The organism is Terrimonas ferruginea DSM 30193, assembly GCF_000425585.1.
GTDB classification, from domain to species: domain Bacteria; phylum Bacteroidota; class Bacteroidia; order Chitinophagales; family Chitinophagaceae; genus Terrimonas; species Terrimonas ferruginea.
The window spans coordinates 16,344-38,045 of the sequence record NZ_AUDS01000015.1 but is presented as its reverse complement, the minus strand read 5'-3'; the positions used below and the strand labels follow the sequence as shown (position 1 = coordinate 38,045).

At 48.2% G+C, this 21,702-nt stretch carries 17 protein-coding genes; 8 read left to right on the top strand and 9 right to left on the bottom strand.

Annotated features, from left to right (window positions below):
* Window positions 1-64: 64 nt before the first annotated feature.
* Window positions 65-1,558: a GH3 auxin-responsive promoter family protein gene (locus tag H608_RS0105585; RefSeq protein WP_028786808.1), complete on the bottom strand. Its 1,494-nt coding sequence runs from the start codon at window positions 1,556-1,558 to the stop codon at window positions 65-67.
* A gap of 190 nt (window positions 1,559-1,748) precedes the next feature.
* On the opposite strand from H608_RS0105585, the gene rplU reads away from it, so the two are divergent.
* The 4 genes from rplU to H608_RS0105565 all read left to right on the top strand — a co-directional run bounded on the left by rplU (window position 1,749) and on the right by H608_RS0105565 (window position 4,446).
* A complete protein-coding gene (rplU, locus tag H608_RS0105580; RefSeq protein WP_028786807.1) occupies window positions 1,749-2,048 on the top strand; it encodes a 50S ribosomal protein L21 in 300 nt (99 codons plus the stop codon).
* A 70-nt stretch (window positions 2,049-2,118) separates the two neighbouring features.
* The gene (gene rpmA / locus H608_RS0105575) at window positions 2,119-2,385 is read left to right on the top strand and encodes a 50S ribosomal protein L27 (RefSeq protein ID WP_028786806.1); all 267 of its coding nucleotides are present in this window, start codon (window positions 2,119-2,121) and stop codon (window positions 2,383-2,385) included.
* A gap of 104 nt (window positions 2,386-2,489) precedes the next feature.
* Complete coding sequence (locus tag H608_RS21405; RefSeq protein ID WP_038007428.1) at window positions 2,490-2,675, top strand: hypothetical protein; 186 nt, start codon at window positions 2,490-2,492, stop codon at window positions 2,673-2,675.
* Window positions 2,676-2,769: 94 nt separating this feature from the next.
* Window positions 2,770-4,446 carry a DNA polymerase/3'-5' exonuclease PolX gene (locus H608_RS0105565; protein WP_028786805.1) on the top strand — a complete coding sequence of 559 codons (1,677 nt, stop codon included), beginning with the start codon at window positions 2,770-2,772 and terminating at the stop codon, window positions 4,444-4,446.
* A 69-nt stretch (window positions 4,447-4,515) separates the two neighbouring features.
* Here H608_RS0105565 and H608_RS0105560 read toward each other — a convergent pair whose 3' ends face one another.
* The 3 genes from H608_RS0105560 to H608_RS0105550 are packed head-to-tail and all read right to left on the bottom strand — an operon-like array spanning window position 4,516 to window position 10,153.
* Entirely contained in the window at window positions 4,516-8,268 is a 3,753-nt protein-coding gene (locus H608_RS0105560) for a sensor histidine kinase (protein ID WP_028786804.1), read from the bottom strand.
* Entirely contained in the window at window positions 8,265-9,056 is a 792-nt protein-coding gene (gene mazG / locus H608_RS0105555; protein ID WP_028786803.1) for a nucleoside triphosphate pyrophosphohydrolase, read from the bottom strand. The genes H608_RS0105560 and mazG overlap by 4 nt, the downstream gene beginning before the upstream one ends.
* 11 nt (window positions 9,057-9,067) lie before the next feature.
* On the bottom strand, window positions 9,068-10,153 hold the full coding sequence (locus H608_RS0105550) for a DUF3667 domain-containing protein (protein WP_028786802.1): 1,086 nt from the start codon (window positions 10,151-10,153) through the stop codon (window positions 9,068-9,070).
* Window positions 10,154-10,254: 101 nt separating this feature from the next.
* Between H608_RS0105550 and H608_RS0105545 the strand changes: the two genes are divergently transcribed.
* The 3 genes from H608_RS0105545 to H608_RS0105535 all read left to right on the top strand — a co-directional run bounded on the left by H608_RS0105545 (window position 10,255) and on the right by H608_RS0105535 (window position 14,329).
* Window positions 10,255-11,100: an adaptor protein MecA gene (locus H608_RS0105545; RefSeq protein WP_028786801.1), complete on the top strand. Its 846-nt coding sequence runs from the start codon at window positions 10,255-10,257 to the stop codon at window positions 11,098-11,100.
* Window positions 11,101-11,175: 75 nt separating this feature from the next.
* On the top strand, window positions 11,176-13,494 hold the full coding sequence (locus H608_RS0105540; protein ID WP_028786800.1) for a TonB-dependent receptor: 2,319 nt from the start codon (window positions 11,176-11,178) through the stop codon (window positions 13,492-13,494).
* A 4-nt stretch (window positions 13,495-13,498) separates the two neighbouring features.
* Window positions 13,499-14,329, top strand: a complete 831-nt coding sequence (locus H608_RS0105535; protein WP_245565724.1) for a DUF4249 domain-containing protein — start codon at window positions 13,499-13,501, stop codon at window positions 14,327-14,329.
* A gap of 2 nt (window positions 14,330-14,331) precedes the next feature.
* Here the strand turns inward: H608_RS0105535 and H608_RS0105530 are convergent, their stop codons facing one another.
* From H608_RS0105530 to H608_RS21400, 5 genes are all read right to left on the bottom strand, one after another.
* Window positions 14,332-15,609, bottom strand: coding sequence for a DUF4861 domain-containing protein (locus H608_RS0105530; protein WP_051268072.1), 1,278 nt, complete (start codon window positions 15,607-15,609; stop codon window positions 14,332-14,334).
* 12 nt (window positions 15,610-15,621) lie between these two features.
* Window positions 15,622-17,232, bottom strand: coding sequence for a glycoside hydrolase family 43 protein (locus H608_RS0105525; protein ID WP_038007422.1), 1,611 nt, complete (start codon window positions 17,230-17,232; stop codon window positions 15,622-15,624).
* Between the two features lie 232 nt (window positions 17,233-17,464).
* Entirely contained in the window at window positions 17,465-18,502 is a 1,038-nt protein-coding gene (locus tag H608_RS0105520) for a phosphotransferase enzyme family protein (RefSeq protein WP_028786796.1), read from the bottom strand.
* Between the two features lie 4 nt (window positions 18,503-18,506).
* Window positions 18,507-19,862, bottom strand: coding sequence for a Gfo/Idh/MocA family protein (locus H608_RS0105515; protein WP_028786795.1), 1,356 nt, complete (start codon window positions 19,860-19,862; stop codon window positions 18,507-18,509).
* 93 nt (window positions 19,863-19,955) lie between these two features.
* The gene (locus H608_RS21400) at window positions 19,956-20,873 is read right to left on the bottom strand and encodes a formylglycine-generating enzyme family protein (protein WP_071836914.1); all 918 of its coding nucleotides are present in this window, start codon (window positions 20,871-20,873) and stop codon (window positions 19,956-19,958) included.
* A gap of 174 nt (window positions 20,874-21,047) precedes the next feature.
* Here H608_RS21400 and H608_RS0105505 point away from each other — a divergent pair, with 174 nt between their 5' ends.
* Window positions 21,048-21,695 carry a response regulator transcription factor gene (locus tag H608_RS0105505; protein WP_028786794.1) on the top strand — a complete coding sequence of 216 codons (648 nt, stop codon included), beginning with the start codon at window positions 21,048-21,050 and terminating at the stop codon, window positions 21,693-21,695.
* Window positions 21,696-21,702: the final 7 nt, after the last annotated feature.

Sequence of the window (21,702 nt, the reverse complement as noted above, 5' to 3'; positions counted from 1 at the left end):
AAGCCAAAGCAACCCTGGCTATTTATTCACCATTCACCATTCACTATTCACTATTCACCATTCACTATTCCTCAAACCCTGCCAGCAAATCCGCTATCTTCCGGTCGTTGCTCAGGCGGGGCACTTTGTTCTGGCCGCCGAGTTTACCGATTGATTTCATATAATCAATGAACCCATTGCGGCGGACGGGCGTCAGTTTGAGTGGTTTGAGAATATTGCCGGTGATCAGGTCATCGTAATAAACATTCTTCTTCCGGAGGTTGTCGTCCAGTTTGCGGGCGAATGCTTCCAGGTTATCGGGTTTATTTTCAAATTCGATAAACCATTCGTGGTAAGAACGACCGGCATCCTCGCTTACAAAAGGCGCCACCGTGAACTCACGGATATGGATGTTCTCTTCCTCGGCTGCTTTCAGCAAACTGTATTCCACTTCTTCACCAATCACATGTTCTCCAAACGCAGAAATGAAATGTTTGGTACGTCCCGTTACCACAAGGCGGTACGGATCCACGGAAACAAACTTCACTGTATCTCCGATATTGTATCCCCATAAACCTGCGTTGCTGTTGATGATCAGCGCGTAGTTCTCTCCCACTTTTACATCGCGGAGGGAAAGGCGGGTGGGATTTTCCTGGTGTATTTCAGCAGCGGGAACAAATTCGAAGAAAATACCACTGTCCGTATTCAGCAAAAGTCCTTCCTGCTCCTGCGAATCCTGGAAGGCAAAGAACCCTTCCGATGCGGGAAAGGTTTCGATACCATCTACTTTTTTGCCGATGCTGTCAAACAGTTTGGCTTTGTAGGGATCGAAGTTTACGCCGCCGTACACCATTACGGAGAAATGCGGGAAGATGTCTTTTATTTTTTTGCCGGTGCGTTTATTCAGTTCGTCGAAATACATCTGCATCCATGGCGGAATGCCACTGATGAGTGTCATGTCTTTGTTGATGGTTTCGTCTACGATGCGGTTGAGTTTGGTTTCCCAATCTTCGATGCAATTGGTTTCGTAAGACGGCAACTGGTTGGTGCGCAGGTAGCGTGGTATGTGATGGTTCACGATGCCGCTGAGTCGTCCTGTGGGGATGTCGCTTACTCTTTCGAGCACGGGGGAGCCGGACAGGAAGATCATTTTACCGTTGGCAAAAAGAGAATTACCCGTTTCTGCCATATAACACAACAATGCGTTGCGGGCGGAGTTGATATGGTTGGAAATTGAGTCTTTGGTAATGGGGATGTATTTGGTACCGCTGGTGGTGCCGGATGTTTTGGCGAAGTAAATGGGGCGGCCTTTCCAGAGAACATTGTGTTTGCCTTCTTTGATCATATCAATAAAAGGACGCATTTGTTCGTAATCCAGTACCGGTACTGCCTGCCGGAATTCGTCGTAGCTGCCCACCTGTCCCAGTCCATGCTGTTTTCCGTACTCGGTATTCCGGCCGGTTTTGATCAGCATTTTTAAAATATTTTCCTGGTCGGCGACGGCTGTATGCATTCCCTTGCGGATACCTTTATATACATAGGAAGCAAAGGGTTTTGCTAAAAACGATTTGATTTTCATTACTTTATTTTTCTGCCGCGGGTCAATACCAGGTCACCCGGCACGGTGGTGAGGGGTGTTTGCCCGGCCTGTCAAAGCTAACAAAGATACAGGATGAAGGACCAAAAGACTTAAATTTGCCGGATCAAACTTTGTTTTTATTGGCGGGTTAAAATTTTCTCCTTACCTTTGCCGTCCTAATTTTCAGACTATGTTAGCAGTAATAAAAGTTGCCGGTCAGCAATTCAAAGTAGAAAAAGACCAGACCTTATTCGTTCCGCGCCTTGAAGGCAATGCCGGAGACAAACTCGATCTGGAAGTGTTGCTGGTTGACGCCGGTGGCAAACTTACAGTAGGTACTGAAGCGAATGCGAAGGTAACCGCCGAGATCCTGGATCATGTGAAAGGTGAAACTGTGATCGCCTACAAACAGAAAAGAAGAAAAGGCTTTCACAAAAAGAAAGGTCACCGTACTGCTTATACCAAAATCAAGGTAACAGCAATAGCCTGATCATCCGGACAATCGTTGCCTGTATAAAAACGGGCGGATAAAAAATATAACATTCTAAACAACGTAAATCATGGCACATAAGAAAGGTGAAGGTAGTGTTAAGAACGGCCGCGACTCCCGCAGCAAACGCCTGGGTGTAAAAATTTTCGGTGGTCAACCTGCCATTTCCGGTAACATCATCGTACGTCAGCGTGGTACTGTTTACCATCCCGGTAAGAACGTAGGTGTTGGTAAAGACTTTACTCTGTTTGCTCTCAGCGACGGTGTTGTTGAGTTCCGCAAAGGTGCAAAAGACAGAACTTTTGTTTCTGTTCTTGCTGCACAAGCAGAAGCTTAAGCTTTCCAGTTCCCATTTTTTGTGGAAAAAAATTTGGGTAGTATAAAATAATTATTATTTTTACTAACGATAACCCATTCTACTAAACATTAAATTCACAAAAAATGGCAACTAAGAAAAAAGCTGCTCCAAAAAAAGCAGCTAAGAAAGCAGCCCCAAAGAAAGCAGCTAAAAAAGCGGCTCCAAAGAAAGCAGCTAAAAAAGCAGCTCCAAAGAAAGCAGCTAAAAAAGCGGCTCCTAAAAAAGCAGCTAAGAAAGCAGCTCCTAAGAAAGCAGCTAAAAAGAAATAATTTTTTATTTCTTTTCAAGTTTATAGAGTCTCCGAAAGGAGACTTTTTTTATTCCCCTCCCACTCCTCTTTTCCCTTATTATTATCTTGCAGTCATGGATAACGCCGCTATTGCCGATCAGTTCAGCCTGCTCTCCCGCCTCCTGGATATCCACGGAGAGAATTCTTTCAAGTCGAAGACTTATTCCATCGCCGCCTTCTACATTGAAAAAATTCCCGCCCCACTCGCTGTTACCGACAGAAGCCAGTTTGCCGGTATGAAAGGCATCGGCGACAGCGTTGCCCGCAAGATCATTGAACTACTTGACACCGGTCGCCTGCAGGTACTCGATGAATTGATCGCGGCTACCCCCGCCGGCGTAATCGAGCTCATGCAGATCAAAGGTCTCGGTCCGAAAAAGATTCATACCATCTGGAAAGAGATGGGCATTCAATCCATCGGTGAACTGCAATACGCCTGCAACGAAAACCGCCTTACTCTTTACAAAGGTTTCGGCGCCAAAACACAAGCAAATGTTTTAGCCGCCATAGATTTTTATCTCGCCTCGCAAGGTCATTTCCTTTACGCGCAGCTCGATGAAATTTATCCGCAGGTGAAAGGCTACCTGGAAAATCTTTTCGGTGCGACCAACGTGCGCCCCACGGGCGCTTACCGCCGTCAGTCATTGACCATCGAAGAACTCGAGTTTGTGGTAGACGAAACCAACGAGAACGTTAAACCCAAATTCGAAACAGCTTATCCGCCTGAATTGCTCGAAGACAATCCCGGCAGTTTACTTTACCAGCTTCGCAATGGCCTCCGTTTGCGTTTGTACACAGGTAAAGGAGATCTTGTACGCCGTCAGTTTATGACTACCGGCGCGCCGGCTTTCACGGAACAATTCCTGATTGACTATCCTTCGCTCTCGTTTAATTATGCTGATCCTGCGGCTACCGATGACTCCGTTTTTACGGAAGCCGGCATTGCAACTATTCCTGCCTGCCTGCGTGAAGCACCGTATATCATCGCGCGTGCGCAACAAGACAATCTGCCCGTACTTATCCAGCCTTCCGATATCAAAGGCATCATTCACAATCACAGCAATTGGAGTGATGGCACCGACACGATTGAAGACATGGCGAAAGATTTGATCCGCCGCGGTATGGAATACCTTGTCATTTCCGATCACTCCCGCTCTGCTGCTTACGCAAATGGCTTAACGGAAGAACGGATCCGCGAACAGCACCGCTACATCGACCAGCTCAACGAACAACTGGCACCGTTTCGCATTTTCAAAAGTATAGAGTGTGATATCCTCAACGATGGCAGCCTGGATTATTCCGACGAAGTATTAAACACGTTTGATCTGGTAATCGCTTCCGTGCACAGCAATCTGCAGATGTCGCAGGAAAAGGCCATGAGCCGCCTGCTGAAGGCGATCAGTCATCCCGCCACCACCATTCTCGGTCACATGACGGGCCGCCTGTTGCTCAGTCGCAACGGTTATCCGCTGGATCACCGCGCGATCATCGATGCCTGTGCCGAACATAAAGTAGTAATTGAATTGAATGCACATCCCCGCCGTCTCGATATCGACTGGCAATGGATTCCCTATGCGATAGAAAAAGGTGTGCTGCTCTCGATCAACCCCGATGCGCACTTCATCAAAGGTTTCGACGATATACGCTACGGCGTGCTCGCCGCACAGAAAGGCGGACTGACAGCCGCAAACAACCTGAGCAGTTTTACAAGAAAAGAGCTGGAGGAGTATTTGAGGAATGTGAAAATGTGATCCGCCTGTGGCGGAATGTGTAAATACGAAAATGCGTGTATTCATTTACACATTTACATATTTTCACATTTACACATTTCCTTCCTCCGGTAATTCCACAAAGAAAGTAGTCCCCACACCCACTTTTGTTTCAAACCAGATATTGCCGTGCGCCTGCTCTACAATGCCTTTTGACATGGCGAGACCCAGGCCCGTGCCGGATGTTTTGGTAGTGAAGTTGGGAACAAAAATATTGGAATGCATTTCTTCCGGAATGCCTTCGCCATTGTCGCTGATACTGATCAGTACCATACCGTTGCTGCGTTTCTCTTCGATCGTTATTTCACAAATCGGCCGCTCTTTGGCCGCGTCCATTGCATTGACCAATAAGTTGGTGAACAAGCGGTTCATCTGCGTTTTGTCTGCCCCAATGCGCACCGGCCCCTGCAACTTGTGCCAGGTAAAGGATACAGCCGAATTGGAGCTATACAGGTCTTTTAAAGAGCCGATGATCTCATGCAGATCGAACAGTTCAACTTTTGTATTGCCGATATTGGCAAACTGCGAGAAGTCCGCCGCAATCTTCGCCAGGTGATCGATTTGTTCCACCAATGTGTTCGCTACATTGCCCGTAAGCTTGCGCACATCCGGGTGATCGCCGTCAATGGCTTTCTGCAGGTACTGCAGACTCAGCTTCATCGGTGTGAGCGGGTTTTTGATCTCGTGTGCTACCTGCCGCGCCATTTCCCTCCACGCACCTTCGCGTTCAGTTTTAGCCAGCATTGTTGCACTCTGCTCCAGTTTCGACACCATCTTGTTGTATTCCGTTACCAGTTCACCGATTTCGTCATCACGGTTCCACTGGATCATTTCATTTTCAGTACTGAGGTTTACCTCACGCATTTTCTCGCTGATCAGCGAGAACGACCGGGTGATCCTGTTGGTAATGAACAAAGCGATCAATCCCGCGATCAGGAAGATGAACGCGTTGAGGTTGATGATCGTGACCAGGAAGTTGGATATCTCCTGGTTCAGTTCCAATTGCGACGTAAAATACGGGATGCCCAGGTACGCATATACTTTTCCATCATCATCGCGCACCGGTGCATAGATGCTCATGTAAGAGAGGTTCGACACCCGTTCTTTCTGCACATGTTGTTTCTGCCGCAAGCGGCTCAGGTGATAGTAGGCCAGCGGATCTATTTTCGTACTCAGTACTCCTTTCGTATATACATCACGCTGCGAAGACACCACCAGGTTGCCGTCCAGGTCAAATACGTTCACGTCCACCCCGTGAATATCGGATACTTCTTCAACCAGCCGCTGTAATCCCGTTACACCCGTTGAATCCAGCCCGAAGAATGAATTACGGAAATGAACACCGGAGTAAGCCTTCTTCTGCATTTCATTGACCATGATATTCATCGTCCGGCTGAGTTTGTCGCTGTTGTTGCGCTCGTAGCGGCGGATGAAAAACGAGATGGTTGCCACCCCGATGATGATGAAGGAAAAGACGCTGACAAAAATGAATGTATTGTGTACCTGCACGCGTATGCTCGTCTGGAAAATACGCCGCGCATCTTTTAACTGATACCCTGTTTTAAAGATGAAAGACAATATCTGCACAATCGCCACCAGGAAAAGGAAGCTGCAGAATATGTAAGAGAACAGCGTAATGGATTCGATAAATGTATCTTTCTTCCGCACCATCACCACTACTTTGTCATTGCTCACGCGGTACCACAGCTCATTGTACTCGCCGTTGTTACGGCTTTCCACTTCTTCACTCGGTACCTGGTCCTGCACCAGTGACGTGGCAAAGGGATAGTTGCTCGACGATGACAATAATTGTTTATTGCCGTATACCGCATAAAAATAGATCGGTGATGTTTCCGCACTTGTCTGCCGGAACTGCCGGAACATTTCCGGGAAAAGCCCGTCGTTGCTGTATTTCTTGGGATTGGATACGATAAAGAAGTAACCCATCAGCCGTCCCACGCTATCCGTTATTTTTCGCTCGGTGATGTAAGCGAATTTATCAAAGCCCGTTTCGTAATAAAAAAGATCGGGTACATCGGTGGGCCTTGACTGCACCGTTACGATGGTGTTCATCGCTTCATAACTGGTGTTATCGGCATTGCCGAGGGGATAACCTTCGGCATCATAGGCATAAAGACGTGTATCGTATTTATCCAGATAACCCGAGTAGTTGCTGGTAATGATACTGTCACGCAGATAATCATTTTCCGCACTGTCGGTAAACCGGTGAAAGTTTTCTTCCAGGAAGTCATTGTCCAGGTAAGTAATGGCAATGCTCATCAACCGTTCGCTGGAAGGATCGGTACGCACGGCCATTTTTTCTGCATAGAATTTACGGCGCTGCCATTCGGCCAGTTCATTTTCCTTGAGCATAATAGCGGCAATCGATACGGAGAAAATGAATATCCAGAGTACGATACCCGCAATATTGAAACGGATGCGGTACACTACCAGTCCCTGGCGGCTTACCAGCCAGGTATAACCTATCAGCCAGAGCAGCACCGGCAAATAGAACAATACCTCGCGGTGACCGGAACGGATGGTCAGGTATACCAGTCCTGTAAAGGCAATGGCTATATAGATGAGGAACTGCCGCCCCTTGAACACCACCACCAGCACACGGAACAATAACTGCGTGAAATAATAATACGAAAGCGAAAGGCAGGCCAGGATAATGAACCCGACTACCGTATAAGAACTCAGGCTGTAAAAGTCGGTTACGTCAAACGATATTTTCGAATCCGCCACAATGCTGCGGATCACCGAAGCGATTACAAAGGTGGAATAAATCAGCAGGCTCAGGGCTACGAGTCCTACCGCCCATTTACGCCATACCGGCCAGCCCTCCGTGGAGAAACGAACCGTATGCAGTTTGGACCAGCTATAGATCATCACCCAACACAACATCACTGCATTGATCAGCAGGTCACCCAACGACCGCTGGATCATATTGGAACCATAGATCGCGGGATCAAACAATTCAAACTGGCGGAGGTTGAAGAGTGCAGGCCATTGGTAAAACAGCAATCGTATAAACAACAGGGATATCGTGAGTACGCCGATAGCTATTCGTTTGCGTCTTCGCCAGGCAAACCATTCCGCCATCCTGAAAACAAAAAACAAGAGGAAGAACATGCCGCCGAAACGCAGTGCGATGGTTACATTGTCGTTATACGGAATGTTATTGGCCATTCGCTTATCCAGGTAGAACAATGTACCGCCTTTGCGGTCCTTCACGACAAAATCCGTTGCCTGCGAACTGATGGCCACGCGTTTGTCCGCCGTTTCGCTGAAGGTGAAATGTTGAGGAAGATATTCGGTGGTGATAAAGAAAGAGGAACGTACCAGCACCATGGCGTACGCTACCAGCCCGGGTTGATGCGGAATGGTTTTCCGGACGATATAATAATAGCCGTTGGAAAGTTTGCGGAAATATTCGCCGTCTTTTTTTTCACGGATTTCAGCGGGGGGAAGAATGAGTTGCTCGTTCCAGAAACGAAGATTCGCTACCCCTTCGGCCTGGCGGTAAAGGAAAAAGCCATATCCTTTGCCCACCAATACGTCGAGTTCGCGTTTGGTTTCGCGCCGGTTGGAAAGCCGGTTTACCAATGCCGAATCATTCACTACGCGATCAAAGTCGTTGGCATAATTGTGCAGGAATGTTTCAGCCGTGCGTACCTGCACGGCTACAGCCGTTCTGTTGCTGTAAATTTTATTGAAAACAAAGGACAGGGTAAATAGCAGCACGGCGGCGAGCAGCAGTAATCCCTCCCTGTAAAAGGTATGAAGCAGCCGGTATTTCACTCTTGCTTTTGTTGTTTTACGGTGGTCCAGATGGCATCCATCTCTTCCAGGGATAGCTGACGGAGGTCTTTCCCGTTGCCCAAGGCTATTTTTTCCATCTCAGTAAACCGGTGGATAAACTTTTTATTGGTTCGTTCCAATGCATTTTCCGCATCTACCTGCAAAAATCGTGCATAATTGATCAATGAAAAGATCAGGTCGCCGAACTCTTCCTCGGTTCGGGCATGGTCCGGACCGCCGGCTACTTCGCGCAGCTCGGCCATTTCTTCTTCCACCTTTTCCCATACCTGGTCTTTGTTCTCCCATTCAAATCCCACCTGACGGGCTTTTTCCTGCAGGCGCATCGCTTTTACCGTAGCCGGCAATGAACGCGGAACGCCTTCCAGCACCGACTTCTTGCCTTCTTTCAGCTTGAGCTTTTCCCAGTTCTTTTTTACTTCGTCGGCGTCCGCCACCTGGATCTTCTCGCCTTTTTCATTGCCATAGATATGTGGATGACGCGATATCAGCTTTTCACAAATACCATTGAGCACTTCTTCCATGGTGAACTTTTCCTGCTCACGACCGATTTTGGCATAGAACACAATGTGCAGCATCAGGTCGCCGAGCTCTTCGCGGATACCTTTCCAATCCGATTCCGTGATCGCATCGGCCAGTTCGAATGTTTCTTCGATGGTCATCTGCCGGAGCGACTGAATGGTTTGTTTGCGGTCCCAAGGGCATTGTTCGCGGAGCTCATCCATGATACGGATCAGCCGCAGAAATGAATCACTGAGTGAAGCGCTCATATCGGTAAGTTTTATTTAACAGTCAATGTAGAATAAGAAAGAAAAACAGCCAGCAACAATACCGCCATCACCGCCGCCGATAAAAACACCAGCATGAATTTGCTGATTGTTTTGCCCCAGGATTGCGCATAAAAATTACGCATCGCTTTCAACAAGTATACGATAACAGACAGGTACAAACCCACTGTTATATATCCAAGGAAACCCCAGCCCGTGACGCTTTGCAGGGAGCTGACCAGCTCGGTGAAAAACAACAACACAAAACAAAATATATACAAATGCAGGGTGAATATGCCATGATCGACCGCCGTAAATTGTTTTCGCCTGATGTAGACCAGTTTCAGGATCAACATGAACAACGGCAAAGACACAAACAGCATATAGGGCACGCGGTGCAAGACTTCCGAATTTAATTTTTCGGTAAGCACTTCGGGATCGTCGCCGTATTTTTCATTCAGGGAAACGAATTTCCGGTTGAACACACGTTCCAGCCATCCATCACGTTTTGCGCGGGGCAGCGATGCCTGAATAGAATCATAGGCCGCCACACTTTTATACTTTCTTAAACCAAACGACATCCCTTCGTTTCTGAGTTTGATGATCGCATTTTGAAATTCTTCGGGACTTATTACGCGTGAAGTGTCTTCCAGCAGTGCAATCCGTTCTTTCAGATCGGTACGGGTTGTATCGGTTTCAAGTACCTGTCTGTAACCTTCCGCGAGTTCGAGCCGGTCCATGGTTTTCAGTTTTCCCGAACCGATATTGATCATCGAGCCGTGACCTGCAAAAAAAGTAAAATAGATCAGGAAAAAAACTGCAGAGGTAAGCAGGTACATCCGCACCGGATGCAGGTACCGCGTTCTCCGTCCGCGCATGTATTCGGCAGTCAGAAAACCAGGTTTACGGATCAGTAATCCAACCGTTTTAAAGAATTTACCTTCAAAGTGAAAGATATCCGCCACAAAATGTGAGGATACGGCCCAAAAGCTTTCGCGTGGTTCTACGTTTTCCTGCCCGCATTCCTGGCAAAAGCGTCCCTGAACATAGGCTCCACAATTCAGACAGTTCCGTTCTTTCCGGAGAGGACTGTGCGACATACTAAAGTTTTCTTAAATAAATATTGCAAATATACACGGAGACGCCCCCCTTTTACGTTTACTGGCTAATTTGGCTAATTTTGACAAAAGAACCTAACCGGATGAAATATCTTTTCAGCATTTTACTATCCTTATCCCTGTATTCGCTCAAAGCGCAGTTTTACTACAATGATGTGATCGGTACGGTTGAAACCAATGCCCGTATGAGCCTGCTTGTGAGCCAGCAGATTGGTTCAATAACGGCCACCGGCTTTGACGAACGTGGCGCTAAAAACACCGACTTCAACGAATGGCAGGAAATTGGCGACAATGGCCGGTTGATGAAAGTGACCACCCGCAACAAGTTCGACAAGAATACCGTCTATTATCGTTTTGATGCACAACAACGTCTCCTCTCTGTAACGGATTCCACCAATACCGGTTATACCCAAACGCTTTACACTTACCAGGCCAACAATAACTACCCACTATCTGTTAAAACAACCACCAGTGACAAGTCGCAGGAGTTTGATGACACCGAAACACACCTGTGGGAGTATGGTGCAGACGGATTGCCCGAAAAAATGTGGAGAATAAAAAACAGCGCTGATACAACCGAATTCCGGTTTGGCAGGGACGAAAAGGGCAAAGTTGCGGACGAACAGCTTTACAGGAGGGGAAAAAAGTTTGGCGACCCTATTTATTATTATTATACAGACAACGGAATGCTTTCAGACATTGTCAGGTATGACAAGTATGAAAAAATGCTTTTACCGGAGACGCTCTTTGAATACGATGCAGCAGGAAGATTAGCGCAAAAGATGGTAGTCACTTCCAACAGAACGCGTGATTACATGATCTGGCGCTATGCTTATAATACTGCAGGTCTGCGTACCAAAGAAGTATTGTTTGATAAAAATAAAAAACAGACGGGCCGCATCGACTACGCCTACTCTCCGGCGAAATAGTTTTTTACGATTGCTTCAGAAAAGGCTTTTTGATAACAGCTTTGCTGTTATCGTGAATTGGACATGCATTGACTTATGATAAAAAGAACCATAACCACGCTGCTCCTGCTGTGCAGCACACTGGTCGTTTTTTCCCAGGAAAAATTTACCATCAGCGGTACCATCACCTCCAAAGCGAAAGGTGAAACATTGATCGGCGCTTCCATAAAGGCCGGCAACCAGGGCGTAACCAGTAATGAATACGGCTTCTTCTCGCTTACGCTGGACAAAGGCAGCCATACGATCGAAGTATCTGCGGTCGGTATGCAAACCTATACCGAAACCATTACCCTGGAAAAAGACACGCGACTCAACATCGCACTCGAAGACGAAATTAAAAGTCTCGAAGGCGTAACCGTATCTGCGCAGACAAGGGGTCGTAGTATCACCAACCCGCAGATGGGCGTGGAGAAATTGTCGACCAAAGACATCAAAAACATTCCGGTCTTATTTGGTGAAAAAGACATTCTCAAAACCATCCAGTTGCTGCCCGGCATCAAATCTGCCGGCGAAGGCAACAGCGGTTTTTATGTACGTGGTGGCGCCGTAGACCAGAACCTCATCCTGCTGGATGAAGCGCCGGTATACAACGCCTCCCACCTGCTGGGCTTTTTTTCCACCTTTAACTCCGATGCGATCAAAGACATGACCGTTTACAAAGGCGGGATGCCCGCTCAATACGGTGGCCGCCTTTCATCCGTATTGGATATTAAAATGAATGACGGTAACAACCAGGACTATAACGTGAGCGGAGGACTCGGACTCATCTCGGCCAAACTCAACGTGGAAGGACCGATCCAGAAAGGCAAATCATCTTTCCTGGTAACAGGCCGCCGCACCTACGCGGATGTATTCCTGAAGCTGTCAAACGATTCGTCCATTAACCGCAACACACTTTACTTCTACGACCTGAACGCCAAACTGAACTACCAGCTGGGCGATAAAGACCGGCTTTACCTGTCTGGTTATTTTGGTAAAGATGTGCTGGGCATCGGTGAAACATTTGGCATCGACTGGGGTAACTCTACGGGCACGCTGCGCTGGAATCACATTTACAATGCAAAACTGTTTTCCAACACTTCGCTTATTTACAGCAACTACCAGTATAACATCGGCATCCGCAGCGGCGGCGACGACTTCGACATCCTGTCACGCATCCGCGACTGGAACATCAAACATGAGTACCAATGGTATACCAACAGCCGTAATAACTGGCGGTTTGGACTGAACAGCATTTACCATAACATCCTTCCCGGTGAAGTAAAAGCATCTGCTACGTCAAGCGTCAACTCTTCCGCGTTGCAAAAACGTTATTCATGGGAAAATGCGCTTTACCTGACCAATACCTGGAAAGCATCCGACAAGATCAACCTGACTTACGGCATGCGTCTTTCCTCCTTCAGTATCCTGGGAGAAGGTGATTTCTATAATATAGATGACGAAGGCAGAGTGCTCGACACTATGAGCTACTCAAAGGGAGAATTTGTAAAAACCTATTTCTACCTCGAGCCGCGCCTCGCTGCCAGCTATGTGTTCAACCCGCGCACCTCATTGAAAGCCTCGTATGTGCGCAATACGCAAAGCCTGCACCTGATCTCCAACTCTACCTCCTCCAACCCTACGGATAAATGGATCGCGAGCACCAATATCATCAAACCCGAAATCGCCGACCAGGTATCGCTGGGTTTCTACCGCGATCTGTTCAACAATAATTATGAGTTGAGCGTGGAAGCCTATTACAAATCCATGCAGAACCAGATTGACTACCGTGACGGAGCAGACGTATTCGCCAACAACGATGCGATCGAATCACAATTATTGTATGGAAAAGGCCGCGCTTACGGTATTGAATGGTTGCTGCGCAAAAAAACAGGCAGACTCACCGGCTGGCTCAGCTATACCTTATCCAAAACGGAAAAAAAGATCAACGGTATCAACAACGACCGATGGTACAACGCCCGCCAGGACCGCACACATGATGTAGCCATCGTAGGTACATACCAGCTCAGCCGCAAATGGACCGTATCGGCCACCTGGGTGTTCTATACGGGTGACGCCGTCACTTTCCCCGCCGGTAAATACCGCGTAAACGACCAGACTGTTTTCTATTATACTGATCGCAACGGCTACCGCATGCCCGACTATCACCGCCTCGATATCGGTGCCAACTGGACGCTGAAACAAACAAAGAAAAGAACCTCTGAACTGAGTTTCAGTTTATACAATGCCTACGGAAGGGAAAATGCTTACATCATCGACTTCCGTGATGCGGAAAACGATCCGAACAAAACAGAAGCCGTTCGCTACGCTTTGTTCAAATTCATTCCTTCCATTTCCTACAACTTTAAATTCTGATAACATGCGTATTCAATCATATACAACAAAGTTGCTCACGGGAATAGGAAGCTTACTGATGCTGAGCCTGTTCAGTTCCTGCGAAAAAGTGATCGACCTCAACCTCAACAGTGCGGAAAAGAAATATGTGGTAGAAGCCGTGCTGAGCGATATTCCGGGCCAGGCCAAAGTATTGCTGACGCAAACCAAAGACTTCGACGAAGACAACACCTTTCCCGGTATCTCCGGTGCCACCGTGACCATTACTGAAAATGGTGGCGGCACCACCACACTGGCGCCAACATCGCCCGGTGTATACGAAGCCCCTGCATTGACGGGTGTTTCGGGCCGCAGTTATACTTTGCGGGTTACCGCACCTACCGGCGAAGTGTTCACCGCCGTGTCCACCATGCCGCAAAAAGTGCTGATGGATACGATCTACGCAACCGATGAATTTTTCTTCGGGGAAAATATGAAAGTGGTCAATGTGGATCATCCCGATCCCGTGGGACTGGGCAACAGCTATCGTTATATACAATATATAAATGGCGAAAGAAAAACGGCGATCCAGATCCGCAACGATGATTACAGCGATGGCAGAAGGATCAACTCAAAGCTGTTCGACTTTGACGACGACGATGATGATGAGGATAAACTGAAAAGCGGCGACCAGGTAAGGATCGACTTTCTTTGCATCGATCCTGCTATATATAAATACTGGTTCAGCCTGATCCGCAGTGCAACAGGCGGTAACCAGCAGGCAACGCCTGCGAATCCTGTGTCCAATATGCAAGGCGGCGCACTCGGATATTTCAGCGCGCACACCTTCCACAGCAAAACTATGATCGTTCCTTAGGATCAGCGGTTAATGGAAACGGGGCGGCTGAAATTAAACGCCTCCGTTTTTAGAAAATCGGTAAAGGATTGTTCATTGCCGAAACGGGCATCCGATTTTTCCCAGGCAGCATAAAAGCGGAATACGGCTTTGTTGCCGGGAAATTTCACCGTGTAAGTATTCAACACGTCACTACCTGCATTGGGTGTAACACCAAAATCTGCGGCGGTACCTTTTCCGACTAAAATGGCGAGGCCCAGTTTGTCGTTGTTTTCCGATTGCCTGCCAAAAGTATAAAGCACGGAGACATCGGGTGTGTCCACTCTTTTCGCAGGAAGATCGTAAAGATTCACTATACCCGTCACCAGTTCATCACCTTCACGCGCACCGTTGAGCGTAACCCTGCTCTCATAAAAATATTGTCCGGCCCAGATATGAATTTCTTCCGTCAACGACATAGTACCGGTACGGCCGGGCACCTGCCAGGCCGGATAATGCATCCTGAAAATTGCCCGTAACGGACCATCGGCTACCTTTTCGTACTTAACCGGTCCCATCGATAAACCACCAAGACGCAACAAGGTATCGCGGCCGTTTACATTTGATAAATGCACCGCCAGCGCACCGGCGCCGAGCGATTTGCCTACTTTCAAAATATCCATACCCCAATCCGACAAATGATGATAGCTATTGGCAGGGTTGGTTCCTACTTCATCGAGTACCATACGGGGTGTGGTCTTTCCCCAAATGTCTTTGCAATTGCGTCCATCAAAATAAAAACGGAAGCCAACCTTATCGTTTTCCCAGGCGGGACCTTCTGTGAGAAACGGCGGTAATTTTTCTTTGGTGAAATCAGTCGGCTGCTGGCCGGCGGGAATGCTATCCGTTTGCAGATCGGGACCGAATGTACCATCACTTAATTTTCTCTTTTGGCGTACGTGTGCACGTACAACGGCTTTGATCGTTGCGGGCGCATCGGAAGGCTGAAGTTTCCATTCATTTTTCTCCCCGGCAGCGGGCGATAACATAAAAGCGATTTCATCCCACACACCGTCGTGGTCGAGGTCGTCGTGTTGCACCAATACCGGAGGGCCGGCCTGTCCGGGACGGGTAATGATGATGTATTTCTCCGGTGATAATTTTCCGGTGAAACGCTGCACCTGTGCGCGTGTCAAAACAATGAGTTCGTCTTTCTTGTCCTGATCAGTTGCATTGGTCAATTGTAATGATTGCCGCGGTGCGGAACAAGCAGTTATGGCCAATGCGATAATTCCTGTGCTATAACGAATAAGATTCTTCATACAAATTACTATTTAAGGTTCAACATGGAACCAGTCGAAATCGGCATAACCACCGTTGCGTGCTTCAGCCGGTCCATTACAAAAAATACCAACACGCGCACCGATCCATTTACCTTCTCTGGCTTTGAAAACATTGCCCAATGGCGCAAAGGTCGTGCCGTCCTCGCTGTAACTGAATAAACAATCACCACCCTCTTTTACCTGTACGCGTAGCCAGACCCATCCACCGTTGATGAGATGTTCGGCTTGTTTTATCTCCGCCTGTCCTTTCTCCGCATCCTTACACAGCATTTGTGAAAGCAGGTAACCGTTTCCACTGCGCCGAATGCTGATATAACCATAATCAAGTCCCATCACGAGCAGACCTGCCTGTTTGCCGTTGCTATCGGCTACCAGACGTAATTTGGTGGTGACGGTGAAAGCCGGAGCAGGAAACTTTTGCAACAATAAATTCGGCACCTGCCACATATTAATACTCCCGGCAGGACGACGCAAAGCGAACAAACGCAGATAGCCGGAAGGAGGCAATTGCGCCCACCAGGTGATTTGCGGATTGGCATTCCATTGCCACTGCAAACCCAACTGCGCTGTATTGAACTCATCCGATTCGGGAGGTGTATATGTTGTATTGATTTTGGAAACAGGCTTTTTGTACAGGAGTACCGGTTCACCTTTCCCATCGCCGTCGGCATCTGCACCGATCACGGGCCAATTGTTTTTCCAGCTCATCGGCTGCAGGTGTACCACGCGCCCATACACACCTTTGTCCTGGAAATGCAGGAACCATGACTGCCCTGATGGCGTTTCAACCCAGGCACCCTGGTGAGGTCCGTTCACGGGAGAACGGCCCTGGTCCATCACGATCTTTTCTTCATAAGGGCCGTAAATATTTTTTGATCGTAAAACAAGTTGCCAGCCCGTAGCCACGCCGCCAGCCGGCGCAAAGATGTAATAATAACCATTGCGTTTATAAAACTTTGGGCCTTCCAATGTCGGATGCGCATCGTGGCCATCAAATACATGACGGCCGTCGCCGGTTACTTTTTTCCCATCGGCCGTTAAAGGACTTACTGTCAAAAGACTATTCACCTGTGCGCGGCTTGCAGCCCAACCATAAATGAGATAGGCTTTGCCGTCATCGTCCCACAACGGACAAGGATCGATAATACCCTTTCCCGGCAATACCAATTCCGGCGCAGACCAGGGACCTTCGGCATGTTTTGCCGTGACCACGTAAATACCAAAATCAGGATCGGGATAATAAATATAAAACAAGCCTTTATGATAACGGATAGCGGGCGCCCACACGCCTTCTCCGTTACGCACTTCATTGAAATGCTCCACTGGTATTTGTCTTGGCAATGCATAACCGATCAATTGCCAGTTTACGAGATCGGCCGATTTCAAAACGGGCAATCCGGGCGTACAATTGAAACTGGAAGCGGTCATATAGTAATAGTCGCCCACACGCACAGCATCGGGATCAGAATAATCTGCGTGCAGCACGGGATTTTTATATTGTCCGTTACCCTGATCGGAGACCCAGGTTTTAGACAGTGTTGTTTGCGCGTAAGATGTAAAAGCGCAGCAACACAACAGGAAAAAGAAGACAATTGCTTTCAAGGCAGGAAATTTTAGGATCAATCCGCGTAAATATAATGTCTTCGGTTGAAACCGCCGTCTTGAGGCGTGGGGAAGGCCTAAGGTAGAAGGCTTAGGGTGTAAGGTTTTGCTCCTTATGCGTCTTTGCGTGAGAGGGCGCTGCTTTTCACGCAAAGAGAGATTAAGGCGCAGAGATGATTCATGCGCTTCGCCATTCACTATTCACCATTCACCATTCACTATTCACCATTCACTATTGTAACTCACTCTCCCGCTCCGTATACAGCTCCAGCAACCGCAATTGGTTGGCTGCGCGATGATAATTATGATGCGGATATTTTTCACCGTAATAACGATCATTCAACAGGTAATCGGTGAGAAAACGGATGGCTTGCATATACAGCATGAAGCGGCCGGCGAAGTAAATATACCCATGTTCGGTTGGGGTGAGCAGGTTGCCCATTTCAGCTAAATATCCCTGCACGATTCCCTTGTAAACGTCGGGACGGACTGCCAGTTTATCGAGGTCACGCTCCTCCTCTCCTGCGGGAGAAAGATAGGTGCGGAACATATCGCCGAGATCGCTGATAAAATAACCGGGCATCACCGTATCCAGGTCGATCACGGCAAGTCCTTTACCCTGCTCATCCAGTAAAACATTGCTGATCTTGGTATCGTGGTGTGTTACGCGCAGGAGGCAAGCAGGATTGGCAACGAATGCGTGATACTGTTGCTCGATATCGCTGTGTTGCTGCAACGCGGCTATCAAAGAAGATGCTTTTGCAAGACGGGCGGAATCACCCTCCCGTAAAGCATTACGGAAAACCTCGCAGCGATGACCCAGGTCATGAAACAGCGGCAGCGTTATATGAAGCTGATCGACATTCATATCATGAAGCTGCCGCGTAAAAAGACCGAACTGACGCGCCGCTTCATATGCCTGCTCCGGTGTATCGATTGAGTTGAGACTATGTCCTCCGTGGATAAAATGGAAAAGCCGGTATACCTGTCCGTTTAATTGCAGCAGATCGCCGTTATCGGGCGCAGCAACCGGTTGAAGAAAAGGTTGTGTAATCTTTTTGGAAGAAAGATGATCGCTGATGCTGCGGATATTTTCTGCAACGGCTTGCGGATTGGTAAAGATGGAGGTATTGAGTTGTTGCAAAACATACTTGTTCTCAGCCGTTGTTATCAGCCATGTACCGTGAATTAATCCATTGCTTAATGACGCGGTGGTAAGAACAGGAGAACCGATACCAAACGCTTGTAAAATGATCGCCTTATCGTTCATAACATTAAAAATCGTCGTTGAGTGCAAAAACCGGTTTGCGATGCATCCATTGTCCGCCGGTGAAATCGGGGAACTCCACGGTCTGATTACCGAGTTCGACCGACGTTTCACTCAGTGGTGTGATGGCGCTCCAGGCTGCCGCGTCGTATACATCCATTGGTACGGGTAATTTTCTTTTGGCTGCTTCTACAAAAGCGTGGATCACAAAAAAATCCATCCCTCCGTGACCGGCGCCTTCTGTATCGCCCGCATACCTTGCCCATAAAGGGTGGTCGTATTTATCGAGCCACTCTTTCTGCGGATCCCATTGATGTGGTTTGGCAGATTTCCCTTCAATATAAATCCCTTTGTTCACATCCATCCAGATTCCTTCTGTGCCCTGCACCCGAAAACCTAAAGAGTAAGGCCTTGGCAGATTGGTATCGTGTTGCAGTAATATCGTTTCGCCATTGGCGCAATTGATGTGGGTAGTGACGATATCGCCGAGGCGGAAATTTACGGAAGCATTCGGATGTGCCGCACCACCCTTTTTCACAATATAATTGTGCAGGCCGCGGCTCTTGGTGGAAAAAGAATTCAGTGTAAGAAAACGGTTACCGCGATTGATGCCGATATAATGCGCAACGGGGCCGATGCCGTGTGTGGGATACAGATCACCATTGCGATGCACGGAATGATCCGTACGCCAGCGGGCTTCGGACCAGCCTTTTTCACCAAACTCCACGCCGCCGCCGTAAGGTTGTTTGCCATCGTTGAATTTCACCTCGCGCAGATCGTGCTGGTAGCCTGCCTGCAAATGCATCAATTCACCAAACAGCCCCTGCCGTACCATGTTGAGTATGGCCATCACATCGCGGCGATAACAAACATTTTCCAGCATCATTACCTGTCCGCCGGTTCTCTCCGCGGCACGTACTACATCCCAATGATCTTCCAGGGTAATGCCGAGGACCACTTCGGTGCCTACATACGCAATACCGGCATCGAGTGCTCCGATGATCATGGGTTTGTGCCATTCCCATGGTGTGCTGATGATCACTGCATCGAGTTTATTTTTATCGAGCATTTTCTTCCAGGCGTTCTCGTCGCCGGTATAAACCGTGGGTTGCTTGCGACCGCTCTTGCTGATGCGTGCTTTCGCGTCGTCGAGCATGCGTGGTTCGATATCGCAGATAGCAACGAGTTCCACGTCCTTGCGGCGCAATAAAAGGTCGAGATGATTCTGACCGCGGAGACCCGTGCCGATCAATCCCACTCGCAGTAAAGGAGCGGCATTGTTGCCATAAAGATTCGTAAGAGAAGCAAGGCCGATAGAGGCGGCCGTTAATCCGGTATTCCGGACAAATTCGCGTCTGTTCATAACAGCAGTTTTGTAAACCAGGTAATGGAGAAATGAAAATAATCAATCCTTGCGTGAGAATGGTATGCAAACGATTGTCTGAAATAGTGTGCTTTAGGGTTTTACATCTTTCACGCAACGAAAACCGGTATGCATAATAGCATTATCGGGAGGTGTGTACATTCTTCTGCTAACACGATAGCCGGAGCAGTAAGTATGGTGGCAAAGAAAGCTGCCGCCGCGGATTACTTTGTCTTTGGCTGGCGTCGCAGGCCCCTGCGGATTGACGGCTATACTGTCCTGCAGTTGGTCATAATACCTGGCATCGTACCAATCACTGCACCACTCCCATACATTACCGGCCATGTCGTACAGACCATAGCCGTTGGGCGGATACTGTGCAACAGGTGCAGTAAAAATATATCCGTCGGCCTTTGTATTACGCGAAGGAAAATCGCCCTCCCATATATTGGCTTTTGCAGGGCCGGTATCAGGAGACCGGCTTCCCCAGGGATAAACCGCATCGCGGATTCCGCCGCGGGCGGCGTATTCCCATTCGGCTTCTGTTGGCAGGCGCTTACCGGCCCAGGTGCAATAGGCGTTGGCATCTTCCCAGCTTATATGCACAACGGGATGAAAATCTTTTCCTGAGAGGTCGCTGCCGGGGCCGGATGGATGTTGCCAGTTGGCACCTGTTATCCATTGCCAACCACGGTCGGGTTGAAAGACCATGGCACCAGGTTGTTCGTCCGGGTTGGTGGGTTGACGTTCCGCGGTGGTGATGTAACCAGTGGCGTTGACAAAAGCGGCGAAAGACTGGTTGGTTACTTCGGTTGTGTCTATCCAGAAACCGGAAAGGGTAACCTGGTGTGGAGGATAATCATCGGCTCCTGCTTCGTCGTCGGTGGCTCCCATAACAAAGGTGCCGCCGGGTACGTATCTCATTCCTGCGTGTTTTTGCGGCAGGGAATCGATGCGGGAGAAGCCGGAGAAAGGCATAAGTAAAAGAAAAACGAGGACAAAAGCACGCATGAATAGCGAATATACAATTGAGTTTAGTATTTTTACCAGGTGAGCACTGTGCTGAATTAGTTTTTTACCAGTTACATTTACTAAACCAACCCCCCACTGCCGTGTCCAGAACCTGATGCCTGCCCTCTGGCTAAGGCATGGTCGCGTAGCGTGCGGAAACATCTTTAATCCAAGATGCCGACAATCCTTATTGCCGAAGACCACAGCGTGGTTCGTATGGGTACTGCTATGCTGATCAGGGAACAGTATCCTGAAGCGGTCATCCGCGAAGCCGAAACATTCGACGAAGTCGTGGAAATCCTTGCCAAAGAATCGCTTGATCTGCTGCTGCTGGATATTCATATTCCGGGTGGCGACAATCTTCAGATGGTGGAAGCCGTTAAACTTCGTCAGCCCAATCTTCCGATTTTAATCTTCTCTGCATATGATGAGCAGTTGTATGCCATCCGTTACCTGAAATCGGGTGCACAGGGTTATCTCAAAAAAACGGCGCCGCCCGATGAAATAAAAGCAGCCATCAGCAAAGTATTAAACGGAGAAAAATACATCAGTAAAATTGTGCAGGAGCAGTTGGTGGAACAATTGCTCGATCCTTCAAAAAAACAGGAAGGGCTTTCGTCGCTTTCCAACCGGGAGGTGGAAGTAATGCAATTGTTGGTGAAGGGTGCGTCACCCGCAGAGATTAAGTCGACGTTGAATATTCATGATTCAACGATCAGTACTTATAAGGCAAAAATTTTTGAGAAGCTGAATGTGACGAATGTGATCGAGCTGGCGGAGAAGGTAAGACTGATGGATCCGCAGAAGATGAAGAAATCCTGAGATCTTT